Below are 12719 nucleotides of genomic sequence, written 5' to 3' on the forward strand. Positions count from 1 at the left end.
ACAGCGAAGCCGGCCCGTCGCGCACGGCGGGCCGGCTTCGGTGTGAAGGGTGGGTCAGGCGGGGCTGGCCGCCCGGACCTCGGCTGCGACGCGCTCCGCGACCGTACGCGCCTGGTCCTCGGTGGCGGCCTCGACCATCACCCGGACGAGGGGCTCGGTGCCGGACGGGCGGAGCAGGACCCGGCCGGTCTCGCCGAGTTCGGCGTCGGCCAGGGCCACCGCGGCCTGCACGGTGGGGGCGTTGGCTCCGGCCTCGCGGTCCTTGACCGCGACGTTGATCAGGACCTGCGGCAGTTTGTGCACGACCGACGCGAGGTCGGCCAGGGACTTGCCGGTGGAAGCGATCGTCGCCATCAGGTGCAGGCCGGTCAGGACCCCGTCGCCGGTCGTGGCGAACGCGGGCATGACGATGTGGCCGCTCTGCTCGCCGCCGAGGGCGAGGTTGCCCGCGGTGAGCTCTTCGAGGACGTAACGGTCGCCGACCTTGGTCTCGATCAGGCGGACACCGGCCTGCTTCATGGCCAGGCGCAGGCCCAGGTTGCTCATGACCGTGGCCACCAGCGTGTCATCCGTAAGAGTGCCCGCGTCCCGCATGGCGAGCGCCAGGATCGCCATGATCTGGTCGCCGTCGACGACCTCTCCGGTGGCGGTGACGGCGAGGCAGCGGTCCGCGTCACCGTCGTGGGCGAGGCCCAGGTCGGCGCCTTCGCGCAGGACCGCCTCGATGAGCGACTCCATGTGGGTCGAGCCGCAGTTGTCGTTGATGTTGAGGCCGTCCGGCTCGGCGTGCATCGAGACGACCTCGGCGCCCGCCTCCTGGTACGCGGTGGGGCCGACCTCGCTGGCCGCGCCGTTCGCGCAGTCGACCACGACCTTGACCCCGGCCAGCGGGTGCGGCGTGGCCGCGATGAGGTGCTTGATGTAGTGCTCGGCACCGTCGAGCAGGTCGTGGACCCGGCCCACGCCGGCGCCGGTGGGGCGGCCGACCAGGCCGTGCCCGTCGGCGACCGCGGCTTCGATCTTCTGTTCCAGCTCGTCCGGCAGTTTCAGGCCGCCGGGGGCGAACAGTTTGATGCCGTTGTCCGGCATCGGATTGTGCGAGGCGGAGAGCATCACGCCGAGGTCGGCCTGTGCCTGGCCGACCAGGTAGGCGACGGCCGGGGTGGGCAGCACCCCGACCCGGACGACGTTGGCGCCGGCGCTGGTCAGGCCGGCCACGACGGCGGCTTCCAGCATCTCGCCGCTGGCTCGTGGGTCGCGGCCCACGATCGCCAGTGGCTGGTGGCTCCGGTCGCTCTCGATGAGGACCCGGGCGGCCGCCACCGCGACCGCGAGCGCCAATTCCGGTGTGAGGAGCTCACCGTTGGCAAGTCCACGTACGCCGTCCGTGCCGAAGAGTCGCCCCATGGCGCCGTTCCTTTCGCCGATCCGAACCGCGGCCGGACCGGAGTGTCGTTCGGGGAGGGAAATGCGAAACGGCCGGGCGCGCCCCAAGCGAGGGGGCGCACCCGGCCGTCCCGTTCAGACGTGGTGCAAGTCGAGCGCTGCGATCAGCGCTTCGAGTACTGCGGAGCCTTACGGGCCTTCTTGAGGCCGTACTTCTTGCTTTCCTTGACCCGCGAGTCACGGGTGAGGAAGCCGGCCTTCTTGAGCGCCGGACGGTCGTCGGGCTCGTTGGTGATGAGCGCACGGGCGATGCCGAGGCGCAGCGCGCCGGCCTGGCCGGTGATGCCGCCACCACGGAGGTTCGCGATCACGTCGAACTGCTCGGTCTTCTCCGAGGTCACGAACGGCTCACGGATGAGCTGCTGGTGCACCTTGCTCGGGAAGTAGGCCTCGAGGTCGCGACCGTTACAGGTGATCTTGCCGGTGCCGGGCACGAGGCGCACCCGGACGATGGCCTCCTTGCGGCGGCCGACGGTCTGGATCGGGCGGTCACCCGGGCGGGCGACGCGGACGGTGGGCGCGGGCGCCTCGACGACCACGACGGTCTCTTCGACCGGGGCCTCGGCGGCCGGGGTCTCCTCGACCGATTCTTCAGCGACCGGAGTCTCAGCGGCGGGCTGCTCGACGGTCTCGACGACCTCGGGCTCGACGTTGTCGGACATGCTGTTTCCTTCGCCCGCGCTCACTGCGCGATCTGCTTGATTTCGAACGGCACCGGCTGCTGCGCGGCGTGCGGGTGCTCGGCGCCCGGGTACACCTTGAGCTTCTTGATGACCTGGCGGGCCAGCTTGTTGTGCGGGAGCATGCCCTTGACGGCCAGCTCGACCGCGTGCTCGGGGCGCTTCGTCAGCAGCTCTTCGTAGCCGACCTGCTTGAGACCGCCCGGGTAGCCCGAGTGGCGGTAGGCGACCTTGGTCTGGCGCTTGTTGCCGGTCAGAGCGACCTTGCCAGCGTTGATGATCACCACGAAGTCGCCGGTGTCGACGTGCGGGGCGAACGTCGGCTTGTGCTTTCCACGCAACAGCGTGGCAGCGTGGGTGGCCAGGCGGCCCAGAACGACGTCAGAAGCGTCGATAATGTGCCACTGACGCTCGATCTCACCCGGCTTCGGGCTGTACGTACGCACAGAATTACCTTGTCTCGTCGTCGGTCTGGGGGCGCGCGCTGGTCCGTAGCGAGCACGAACATCAAGCGTACCTGAAGCGGACGCTCGCAGCTGTCGCACAACAGCAGGCAACAATACCCGCCAGTGCGGCGCGCGGTCAAAACGGGCCGTAATCAGAACGAACCAGTGGCCCGTCACGGCGACGGACCGCCTAACTTATCGGTCCAGGATAGGGCGTGACGCACGGCACGCCGTCAGCGGGGGCAGTGATTCCACCCACCGGTGGTACCAGCGGGGATGAATGCCTCTTAGCAGGCTCGAAACATACGGGACCCGAGGCCGAAATTCCACAACGGCAGTCTTCCGTCATGGCGAGTGGTGCTTTCACCCCGATGACGCGGCCCGGGCTCCGGCCCGGACCCGCGCACGGACGCACCCTCGCCCCCGAGCCACCGCCAGGGTTGAGGACGGACCTGGCGGTGCCCACCGGGACGGGTGACCGTTCCGGCGGAGGGAAGCCGCGGTGTGTGCCGCCCGGAGGTACGGCGGAGAACGCAGGCGTGACATGGGAGCGGGTCGACGCTGAGGACGGCGGGCTCCGAGCGTGCCCTTCGGTGGACCGGTCGGCCATGCCGCGGCTTTTCAACAGGCAACGCAGAAGATGATCACGGCGGCCGCGCTCGCGGAGCCGGCGGCGTCGTTGTCCGGGTACACCATCGGGGTGACCTCCGACCGGCGCCGCGACGAGCTGGCGGGTCTGCTGGAGAGCAGGGGTGCCCGGGTGGTGCTGGCTCCGGCGCTGCGCATCGTGCCCATCGCCGACGACGCCGAGCTGCGGGCCGCGACCCGGGCCTGCCTCGAGACTCCCCCGGACGTCGTCCTGGTCAACACCGGCATCGGCATGCGCGGCTGGCTCGAGGCCGCCGAGGGCTGGGGCCTGGCCGAGGCACTGCGCGCGGTGCTCTCCCGGGCGTACCTCGTCGCTCGCGGACCGAAAGCACGCGCCGCGATCCGCTCCGCGGGTCTGCGGGACCACTGGTCTCCCGAGGGCGAGAGCTACGAAGAGGTCGTCGACCATCTGGCCGGCCGCGGCCTCGCCGGCCTGACGGTGGCGATGCAGCTGCACGGCGAGAGTCAGCCGGAATACACCGAGGCGCTGCGGGCCGTCGGTGCCCGGGTGATCGAGGTGCCGGTGTACCGCTGGGCCCCGCCCGTCGACCCGGCGCCGCTGCACCGGTTGGTGGATCTGATCACCGGCCGCCTGGTCGATGCCGTGACGTTCACGTCCGCACCCGCCGTCGGCGCCCTGCTGCGCGCGGCCGGGACCACCATCGATCCACTGCTGGAAGCCCTGCGTACGGACGTCCTGGTCGCCTGCGTGGGCCCGGTGACCGCGGCGCCGTTGCGCAAGCACGACATCCCGGTGGTGGCGCCGGCCCGCGCCCGGTTGAGCGCACTGGTCCGGACGATCGTCGACGAACTCCCCCGGCGGGCACTCAGCCTGGAGGTCTCGGGGCATTCGCTGACCCTGCGCGGCCACGCGGCGATCGTCGACGGTGATCTCAAACCGCTGGCCCCCGCGCCGATGGCGGTCCTGCGGGCGCTGGCGACCATGCCGGGGCGGGTGCTGTCACGCGCGGCGCTGCTGCGGGCGCTGCCTCGTGGCGCCGACGAGCATGCGGTGGAGATGGCCGTCGCCCGTCTCCGGGCCGGCCTCGGCACGCCCGGAGTCGTGCAGACCGTGGTCAAGCGCGGATACCGCCTGCCCACCTGACGGTGTGGCAGGCCCGCGAGGGAAAACGACCGGCGCCGACCGGGAAGGCCGGCGCCGGGTTCAGCCGACCGGGGTCGGGAAGCCTCTGCCCTGCTCGGCGACAAGGGTGCGCATCGCGTGTTCCACGACACCCACCAGCACCGCCTTGACCGAGTCCCGGTTGCGCGCGTCGCACAGGATCAGCGGCACGTGCGGTGAGATGGCCAGGGCCTCACGGACCTCCTCCGGTTCGTACCGGGGAGCACCGTCGAAATGGTTGAGCGCCACCAGATACGGCAGGTGGCGGTTCTCGAAATAGTCGAGCGGGGCGAAGGCGTCCGAGATGCGCCGGGTGTCCACCAGGACAGCGGCACCCACCGCACCTCTGATGAGCTCGTCCCACATGAACCAGAAGCGGGTCTGGCCCGGTGTTCCGAACAGGTAAAGGATCAGGTCGTCGGCCATGGTGATACGGCCGAAGTCCATCGCCACCGTGGTTGTCTCTTTGCCCGGCACCTTGGACGCGTCATCGATCCCCTGACCGGCCGAGGTCATCACGGCCTCGGTGGTCAGGGGCTCGATCTCGGAGACCGCGCCGACGAGCGTCGTCTTACCGACGCCGAAGCCACCAGCGACAACGATCTTCGCGGAGGTGATCTCCTTGGGTTGCGCCCCCGCCCGCTTAGAGCTTGCGAAGTCCACTCAACACCCTTTCCAGCAGATCCATCCGCTCCGTGAACCCTTCCTTGGGAGCGGCGCTGTGCAGCGACAACATCCCGTCGGCGACCATGTCGGCGACGAGTACCCGGGCGACTCCCAGCGGGAGCCGGCTGTAGGCCGCGATCTCGGCCAACGACTGAGCCCGCGGCTCGCACAGCACGGCGATGCGGTACTTGTCATGCCCGGCGAACCGGGCCTCCTGGACAGCGGCCTGGCTCGCGACCAGGACCGCTTCGATCGGTATGTCCCGGCGCGGCTCGGTCCGGCCCCGGGTGACCGCATACGGACGGACTAGGTTGCCACGGGGGTCATGCGGCTGGCCCATCGTGCGGTCACCTCCTTCCGGCTGTCGTCGGACGCGCTTGGGGACTCATTTCAGTGATTGGCGACGGCCTCGCGCGGGGCCGGCACAAGTGCCGCACCGACGCGCTCGACCAGCAACGCCATCTCGTAGCCGACCTGACCGACGTCGCAGCTGCGCGCGGCCAGAACGGCCATGGACGATCCGTCGCTGATGGACATCAGGAAGAGGTACCCGCTGTCCATCTCGATGATCGTCTGCTGCACCGCGCCGGCGTTGAACATGCGCGACGCGCCGTCGGTCAGGCTGACCACGCCGGAGGTGATCGCGGCGAGCTGGTCGGCACGATCCGCCGGCAGATCCCGCGAAGAGGCCAGCAGCAGCCCGTCTGCGGAAACCGCGACCACGTGGGCGATACCTGCCACGCTGTCGGCGAAGTTGCTGAGCAGCCAGCCCATGTCCTGCATGGTGGGGGGCCTGGTCACTGTCCGTTCTCCTTCGGAGAGGGGGCGCCCGCGGCAGCTTCCTCACTGCCAGCCGTACGCCCTCGTTGCACGCCTCGGTGATACGCGGAGAGGAGCCCGCGTACCTGGTCCGGGCTGCGCCGTGTCTGGTCGAGCGGAGTGTTCTGCACCCCACCCGGCACTAGCTGGGCCTGGGGTGTCCGCTTGGGCAGCCCGGAGCGGGTGGTGTCGTTGACGGTGGGTTCCGCCGCCGCCATCGCCCGCTGCCATCCTTCATCGGCGGCGGTGCGCCAGGCATCCTCGGCAGACCTGCGCTGCCGCGGGAGGGCCTGGGTCGCACCGCTGTCCGGACCGGCTTGCGCCGGTCGCGCTCCATTCTGCCCCGCGATTCCGGGACCTGTCGCGGCCGGCGCTGGGGACGTCGGTGCCGCGGGAGAGACCTGAGCCGCCGGAGCCGGGGCGGAGACCGCCGCGGCCGGGGCGGAATTGGGGGATGCGGCCGGTACGGCCTGGGGAGCAGCCGGGGCGGCGACGGTGCCGTTCGGCTGGTTCGGCGGTGGGGCGTAGCCCGCTGTCGGCATGCTCCACTCCTCGTTGGCGGCGTCTTCTTCCTGACCCTTGAACCAGCTCTGCTGCATCTGCAGGAAGATCGGCGCGGCCTCGGTACGTTCCTCGGTCTGCACGGACGCGAGCGGCGGGGCCGGCGGCATGGCCGCGAGCGCGGCACCCCAGCCGTTCCCGTTCGGGGCGGCGGCGGGTTCCGGGGCGGTGTACGCCGTCGGGGCCGGGATCCGCTGGGTGGCCGAGAGGTCCGTCGCGGCCCGTTGCTGCATCGTCGGGTACGCCATCGTGGGCGAACTGGTCGCCGCGTCGTACGTCGGGGTGGGCGCCGGAGCCGGAGCCGGTTCGGCCGGCGGGGCGACCCGGGTCGGGAGTGCCCGGTCCTCGGCCCCCCGCTTCGGCAGCATCGGGCGGTTCGGGGTCGGGAAGCCTTCCCCGGTCGCGCCGGTCTGCGAGGGCTGTGCCGGGAGCAGCGGGTGGGCCGCGGGCGCGGGCGGCTGCGGTGCGGAGATGCCGCTGGAACCGGCCCGGGCGAACGTGTCCTCCGGGCGCTGCTGCCAGGGTTCGGGTGCGATGGCCGGGAGGGTGGCGGTCGCCGAGGTGGAGCGGCCGATGGTCATCGGGTCGTTCCAGCCGGTCGGGGCCGGGTCGAGCTGGCGGGCACCGCGTCCCGGCGGGTCCAGCGGCCGGTTGCTGGGCAGCTCGACGATGCTGTTCGGCAGGATCACCTGGGCGACCGTGCCACCCTCGATGTTGGCGCGCAGCTCGACGCGGATGCCGTACCGGTTGGCGAGCCGGCTGACCACGGCCAGGCCCATGAGCCGGAACGCCGCCACGTCGACGTCGGGCGTCTCGGCGAGCCTGCGGTTCAGGCTGTCCATCTGTTCCTCGGACATCCCGAGGCCGCGGTCCTCCACCTGGATCACCACGTAGTCACGGATGCGGCGGCCGTCGGCCACCACCACCGTGTTGGGCGGCGAGAACCGGGTCGCGTTGTCGAGCAGTTCGGCGACGAGCCGTACGACGTCGTTGACGGCGATGGCGGTGATCGAGATGTCGGTGTCGACCGTGCCGAACTCGATGCGGTTGTAGAGCTCGACCTCCGACTGGGCGGCGCGCAGGGCGTCGACCACGAGGGCGTCCTCGCGACGCGGCGCGCTGGAGTCGGCACCGGCCAGCACCAGCAGGTTCTCGTCGTTGCGGCGCATCCGGGTGGCCAGGTGGTCCAGTTCGAAGAGCTGGGCGAGCCGCTTCGGGTCCTCCTCGCCGCGCTCGATCTGGTCGAGTTCGCCGATCATCCGGTCGACCAGGCTCTGCGAGCGGCGGGCCAGGTTGAGGAACATCGCCGAGACGCTGGTCCGCAGTGCGGCCTGCTCGGCCGCGATCCGGACCGCCTCACGGTGCACGACGTTGAACGCCTGGGCGACCTGCCCGATCTCGTCCCGGTTGGTGAGCCGGATCGGGTCGCGGACCTGGCGGACGATGTCGTCGGCACCGCCGTCGCCGAGGTTGCGCACGTCGCGGAGCCGGGCGACGGCGTCGGGCAGGTCGCGGTTGGCCACCGCGAGGGCACCCTCCCGCAGCCGGCGCAGCGACGTGTTGAGCGAGCGGGCCAGCATGATCGCCAGGGCGACGGCCAGGACCAGGGTGAGCAGCACCAGACCGGCTTCGACGGCGGCCTGCCGGCTGACCGTGGCACTCTCGTCGATGGACTGCTGCAGGGCCTGCGACTCGAGCTGCTGCTCGGCCCAGCGCATGAGGTCGACGACCGAGCCGAGCGAGTCGGTGATCTCTTTCGGCTGGACGCTCTCACCGCGGTTGAGCAGGCTGGAGGTCTGGTCCGCGAGGTTGACCGCGTCGCCGGTGACCGTACGGTCGACCAGGCTCTGCTGGTCGGGGGAGGCCACGAGGGAGAAGCTCTCGAGCGCTTCCTGCTGGCTGGTCTGTGTCGCGGTGAAGACGGAGAGCTGTTCCTTGCTGATGGCGCTGCCGGACAGCAGGGCGGCGTAGGCGACGGCTTCCTGCTCGGCGGTGCCGGCCTTGGCCCGGGCGAACGCGGAGACCGCGCGGAGGCTGTTGGCGACCCGGCCCTCACCGGCGTACTGGCCGAGGGTCTCGCCGTAACCGATGAGGTCGGTCATGACGACGCCGTAGCGCAGCACCGCCTCGGAGACGGCGATCCCTTCCCGCTTCTCGATCTGCTTGCGGGTGGAATCCATGAGGCGCAGGTGGTCGTCGATGCGGCCGAGCGGGCCCGCCACCGAGGCCGGCGGGCTGTCCAGCTCACGGCGGTCGGCGGTGTACCGCTGGATCCGGTCGTCGCTGTCGCCGATAGCGATCTTGTACTGGTCGACCTTGGCGGCGGGGTTCCCGAGATACTCGGCCGCGGCCATCCGCTCCTTGTGAAAAGTCTGGGTCAGTTCGGAGACATCGGTCGAAAGCCGGGTGAGATCCTCGACCCGGCTGGCATCGATGGCCTGACTACCGACGTCGAGAAGACGCACCGTAGCCAGTGCCAGAACCGCAAGCAGCGGCACGAAAAGAATTAGAGCCAGTTTCGAACGGATACGGGCGTCCTGGAGCCTCGGCATACGGCTCCGGCGCTCCCGCCCGTCCGTGCCATCGTCCCGTGCCCCGTCGTCGCTGCCTGCGGCAGGACTGACGGCGGAGCCGGCAGGATGCGTCGAAGCCTGGGTCGAAGATCCGGTGCTCACGACATCTCCTCGCTGATCATTCCCCGCATCTCGTCGCCCGCCCGGAAATGAATCACCGGGCTCAGCCGACCCTTCGCGGCAAGGCATGTGCCGCACGCGACACGGCCGCGATTTCATCAGAGTCGGGAACCCTTTGGGAAGTCCGAGAAGGCCCTTAGGAGGGGTTCACGAACCGGAGACAATGGCCCGAACATGTCGACAATCGACAGTCGGTGGGCGTTGACGTGCACTGATGTAACACCAGACACGTTCCGTGTTGGGGCAGTTACAGGTTTCCATCAAGATTCCAACCACTATGTGAGATGATCATCCCGCGAAGCACACCTATCGCGGCTTGACCAGGGACCCTCACGTTGGCAAGGTTTGGCGCGATCGGACGGACGGACTGTCCGTGTTCGCACGGTCCATTCCGGACAACGTTGCGTTCCGCGGGACACATCGCGTCCCGTCTCCGCCCCCTAGGAGGCACCCCCAGTGAGGCTCCCCCGTCGTCTGACGGCGTCCATCACCGCCTCGGCGCTCGTCCTGCCCGCCCTGGCGGCCTGCGACTCGGGCTCCGAGTCCAGCGGCGCCAAGACCGACATCGTGATCGGCGCCGACCTGGCCCTCGGCACGGCGTCCGACACCGCGTTCGCCCGGGCCCTGCAGCTGCGCGTCGACCAGGTCAACGCGTCCGGCGAGCTCGCCGACCACAACCTGGTGCTGCGCATCCAGGACAACCGGTCGGACTCGACCGCGTCGGCGCGCAACATCAGCACCCTCGCCGATGACCCGCAGGTGGCCGCGCTGATCGCCGGCTCCTGCGACAAGTGCATCGAGGACGCCGCCAAGACCATCGACGACAGCAAGATCCCGACCATCTCGCTCGGCGCGTCCGACCAGATCGCCACGCCGCTCGACGGCCGTCGATACGTGTTCAAGGTCGGGCCCAACAGCGCCGACAACGCGGCGGCCCTCACCTCCGAGCTGGTCCGCACCGGCCGCAAGAAGGTGGCACTGCTCTACTCCGACGACCTGTACGGCCGGGGCGCCCACGAGCACATGGTCTCCGAGCTCACCGGCGCCAAGCTGGACATCAGCGACGAACTGCCGGTCAAGCCCACCTCCACGGACCTGTCCGAGAGCATCGCCGACCTGGTCGGCGGAAAGGCTGACGCTCTGGTGGTGCTGACCGGATCTGATCAGGCCACACTGGCCGTGACACAGGCCAAGAAGGCCGCTTTCAAGGGTCAGGTCTTCTTCGACGCCGCGGCGGCCGGCGACCTCTTCCTGCCGCAGCAGGCGGCCGCCGCCGCCGAGGGCACCACGATGGTCTTCACCCAGATCCTCGCGATCGACGACGTCATCGCCACCACCCCGGCCAAGGCCGCCAGCAAGCAGTGGTTCCGGGACTACACGTCGCGGTACGGCAGCTACTCCGGGGTCGCCTCGTTCGGCGCCGACGCGGTCAGCCTCATCGCCGACGCCGTGCTCCGGGCCGGCGGCGACCGCCAGCGCATCCGCGACGTGCTCGAGACCTCGCAGACCGACGGTTTCTCCGGCCCGCTGCGGCTCACCCCGGACAACCACTCCGGGCTGATGCCGCAGGCACTGACGCTGCTGGTCGTGCGCAGCGGCCGCTGGCGCCTGCTCAGCTGAGCCGATGCGAAGAGGGGGTGCCGGACCGACCGACCGGCACCCCCTCTTCGCGTCCGCGTCAGCGGGCCGAGGTGGTCGCCCTGACCCAGGGCAGGGCCATGCGCTCGGCCAGGGTCAGCAGGTAGAACAGCACGATGCTGAGCACGGCCAGCAGGATGATCGCCGCGAACGCGGTCGCCGTGTCGCCCTGGCCGCTGGTCTGCACGATGATCATGCCGAGACCGGTCTCGCCGTACTGCATCTCGCCGACCACCACGCCGATCACCGCGAGCGGCAGGCCCACCTTGAGGCCCACGAAGATCTGCGGTAGCGCGGCGGGCAGCCGGACCCGCAGGAACGTCTGCACCCACGACGCGTCCATCGCCCGGGCGAGTTCGGCCAGCTCGGCGGGGGTGCTGGCCAGGCCGGTCGCGGTGGAGAGCACGATCGGGAAGAAACAGACCATGAAAGCCATGGCGAGGACGGGGGTACGCCCGTAGCCGAACCAGATCAGCATCAACGGAGCGAGCGCCACCTTGGGTACGGCGTTGAACGCCACCAGCAGCGGCGAGAACATCCGCTCGAACGGGCGCCACGCGGCGATCGCGACGCCGATGAGGACGCCGACGGCCACCGACAGGGCGAAGCCGAGCAGCGTCGCCACTGTGGAATGGCCCAGCTCCTTGAACAGGGTGTCCGAGTAGCGCCGGAAACCGTCGGCGACGTCGGACGGCGCCGGCAGCACCACCGGGTTGACGGCGAACACGATCGTGGCCGCCCACCAGGCACCGACCGCGACGGCCAGGCCCAGCAGCGGCCAGAGGACCAGCGAGGCCCCGGGACGGCGGCGCGGCACCGTGGTCGCGGGTGCGACCGCCAGATCAGTAGTCATGTCTCATCGTTCCCTTCCGCCCCGGGCGGGGCCTGCGTGACGGCAGGCCCCGCACCGGACGTGGATCAGGCGTTCGGGACCAGGTCGAACGAGATGACCTGCTCGGGGGTCAGACCGGCCGGGATCTGGCCGGCACCCTGCAGGATCGCGATGCTGCGGGCGACCCGCTGGCTGTCCAGCGCGCCGACCGGCACGCCGGCGGCCTCCGACTTGACGAACGCGCCCATCAGGGTCAGCTCGGCGGCGGCGGATTCCGGGACCGCGGTGTCGACGTACTTCTTGAGAATGGTGCCCGCCTCGGTCGGGTTGGTGATCGAGTCCTGCAGACCCTTGAGCAGGGCCGCGCTGAACTTCTTGACCTTCTCCGGGTCCTTCTTGGCGTACTCGCTGTTGGTGATCAGCACGTTGCCGTACAGGTCCTGCAGGACGTCGCTGTAGGGCAGCAGCACCGCGGGCTTCTTGGCGATGTTCTCGATGGTGGGCTTGCCGACCACGAACTGGCCGATGCCGTCCACCTTGTGCTGTGCGAGCGTGCCGAACAGCGTCTGCGCCGTGCCGGGCACGAACTTGACCTTGCTGGCGTCCACGTTGGCCAGCTTCGCGTACGTCGGGAAGAGGTTCTTCACGACCGAGCCGGGAGTGTCCGCGATGGTCTTGTTCTCGAGGTCCTTCGGCGTCTTGATGCCGTAACCGTCGAGCGACATGATCGCCGCCATGGTGCGCTGCTGGATCGCGGCGACCGCGGTGAAACCGGTGAGCTTCGGCGCGTTGTTGGCGCCACCGGCGGCGAGCAGGCCACCGGTGAGGTCGATCGGCGTGAACTGCACCTGGCCGCCGACGATCGCCTTCGCGTTCTCGAGGCTGCCGTTGCCGGGCTTGATCTCGACGTCGAAGCCGGCGTCCTTGAAGTAGCCCTTCTCCTTGGCCACGTACGCGTACGAGTCACGGCCGAAGTTGCCGAACGAGGTGAGGTACGTGACCTTCTCCAGCGACTGCGAACCGCCGGAACCACTACCCGCGTCGTCCGCGTCGTCGCTGCAACCGGCTGCGGCGGCGAGCGTCATGGCCAGAGCACCGGCCATGAGCGTACGAGTGAAAGTCCTTCTTTGCACCGTGATCCTTCCCAACCGAGGGGTGTTGAGGGGT

General features: G+C 69.9%; 11 protein-coding genes. 2 read left to right on the forward strand and 9 right to left on the reverse strand.

Annotated features, from left to right (window positions below; all coding sequences use genetic code 11):
• Positions 1 to 54 precede the first annotated feature (54 nt).
• The 3 genes from glmM to rplM form a co-directional block, all read right to left on the reverse strand.
• Complete coding sequence (gene glmM / locus ACIA6A_RS26240) at positions 55 to 1407, reverse strand: phosphoglucosamine mutase (protein WP_396100506.1); 1353 nt, start codon at positions 1405 to 1407, stop codon at positions 55 to 57.
• Positions 1408 to 1550: 143 nt separating this feature from the next.
• Complete coding sequence (rpsI, locus tag ACIA6A_RS26245; protein WP_396100508.1) at positions 1551 to 2108, reverse strand: 30S ribosomal protein S9; 558 nt, start codon at positions 2106 to 2108, stop codon at positions 1551 to 1553.
• A 20-nt stretch (positions 2109 to 2128) separates the two neighbouring features.
• Positions 2129 to 2572: a 50S ribosomal protein L13 gene (gene rplM / locus ACIA6A_RS26250; RefSeq protein WP_396100509.1), complete on the reverse strand. Its 444-nt coding sequence runs from the start codon at positions 2570 to 2572 to the stop codon at positions 2129 to 2131.
• A gap of 640 nt (positions 2573 to 3212) precedes the next feature.
• Between rplM and ACIA6A_RS26255 the strand changes: the two genes are divergently transcribed.
• Positions 3213 to 4325 carry a uroporphyrinogen-III synthase gene (locus tag ACIA6A_RS26255; RefSeq protein ID WP_396100510.1) on the forward strand — a complete coding sequence of 371 codons (1113 nt, stop codon included), beginning with the start codon at positions 3213 to 3215 and terminating at the stop codon, positions 4323 to 4325.
• Positions 4326 to 4385: 60 nt separating this feature from the next.
• Here ACIA6A_RS26255 and ACIA6A_RS26260 read toward each other — a convergent pair whose 3' ends face one another.
• From ACIA6A_RS26260 to ACIA6A_RS26275, 4 genes are read right to left on the reverse strand one after another with little or no spacing between them, the layout of a single operon-like run.
• Entirely contained in the window at positions 4386 to 5006 is a 621-nt protein-coding gene (locus ACIA6A_RS26260) for a GTP-binding protein (protein ID WP_396100511.1), read from the reverse strand.
• The gene (locus ACIA6A_RS26265; protein WP_199515803.1) at positions 4987 to 5349 is read right to left on the reverse strand and encodes a DUF742 domain-containing protein; all 363 of its coding nucleotides are present in this window, start codon (positions 5347 to 5349) and stop codon (positions 4987 to 4989) included. The genes ACIA6A_RS26260 and ACIA6A_RS26265 overlap by 20 nt, the downstream gene beginning before the upstream one ends.
• A gap of 50 nt (positions 5350 to 5399) precedes the next feature.
• Positions 5400 to 5810, reverse strand: coding sequence for a roadblock/LC7 domain-containing protein (locus ACIA6A_RS26270; protein ID WP_203836371.1), 411 nt, complete (start codon positions 5808 to 5810; stop codon positions 5400 to 5402).
• Entirely contained in the window at positions 5807 to 8941 is a 3135-nt protein-coding gene (locus ACIA6A_RS26275) for a nitrate- and nitrite sensing domain-containing protein (protein WP_396100760.1), read from the reverse strand. The genes ACIA6A_RS26270 and ACIA6A_RS26275 overlap by 4 nt, the downstream gene beginning before the upstream one ends.
• A 597-nt stretch (positions 8942 to 9538) precedes the next feature.
• On the opposite strand from ACIA6A_RS26275, the gene ACIA6A_RS26280 reads away from it, so the two are divergent.
• Entirely contained in the window at positions 9539 to 10702 is a 1164-nt protein-coding gene (locus ACIA6A_RS26280) for an ABC transporter substrate-binding protein (RefSeq protein WP_396100512.1), read from the forward strand.
• A gap of 58 nt (positions 10703 to 10760) precedes the next feature.
• Here the strand turns inward: ACIA6A_RS26280 and ACIA6A_RS26285 are convergent, their stop codons facing one another.
• Entirely contained in the window at positions 10761 to 11573 is an 813-nt protein-coding gene (locus ACIA6A_RS26285) for an ABC transporter permease (protein WP_396100514.1), read from the reverse strand.
• A 65-nt stretch (positions 11574 to 11638) separates the two neighbouring features.
• The gene (locus tag ACIA6A_RS26290; RefSeq protein WP_396100761.1) at positions 11639 to 12655 is read right to left on the reverse strand and encodes an ABC transporter substrate-binding protein; all 1017 of its coding nucleotides are present in this window, start codon (positions 12653 to 12655) and stop codon (positions 11639 to 11641) included.
• Positions 12656 to 12719 lie beyond the last annotated feature (64 nt).

The sequence above is a fragment of the Actinoplanes sp. NPDC051494 genome, from assembly GCF_044454705.1.
Taxonomy (GTDB): Bacteria; Actinomycetota; Actinomycetes; order Mycobacteriales; family Micromonosporaceae; genus Actinoplanes.

Coding starts and splice junctions, on each gene's coding strand:
- rpsI (WP_396100508.1), bottom strand. CDS start 2,108: ATGTCCGACAACGTCGAGCCCGAGGTCGTCGAGACCGTCGAGCAGCCC.
- ACIA6A_RS26265 (WP_199515803.1), bottom strand. CDS start 5,349: ATGGGCCAGCCGCATGACCCCCGTGGCAACCTAGTCCGTCCGTATGCG.
- glmM (WP_396100506.1), bottom strand. CDS start 1,407: ATGGGGCGACTCTTCGGCACGGACGGCGTACGTGGACTTGCCAACGGT.
- ACIA6A_RS26255 (WP_396100510.1), top strand. CDS start 3,213: ATGATCACGGCGGCCGCGCTCGCGGAGCCGGCGGCGTCGTTGTCCGGG.
- ACIA6A_RS26275 (WP_396100760.1), bottom strand. CDS start 8,941: ATGCCGAGGCTCCAGGACGCCCGTATCCGTTCGAAACTGGCTCTAATT.
- ACIA6A_RS26290 (WP_396100761.1), bottom strand. CDS start 12,655: ATGGCCGGTGCTCTGGCCATGACGCTCGCCGCCGCAGCCGGTTGCAGC.
- ACIA6A_RS26285 (WP_396100514.1), bottom strand. CDS start 11,573: ATGACTACTGATCTGGCGGTCGCACCCGCGACCACGGTGCCGCGCCGC.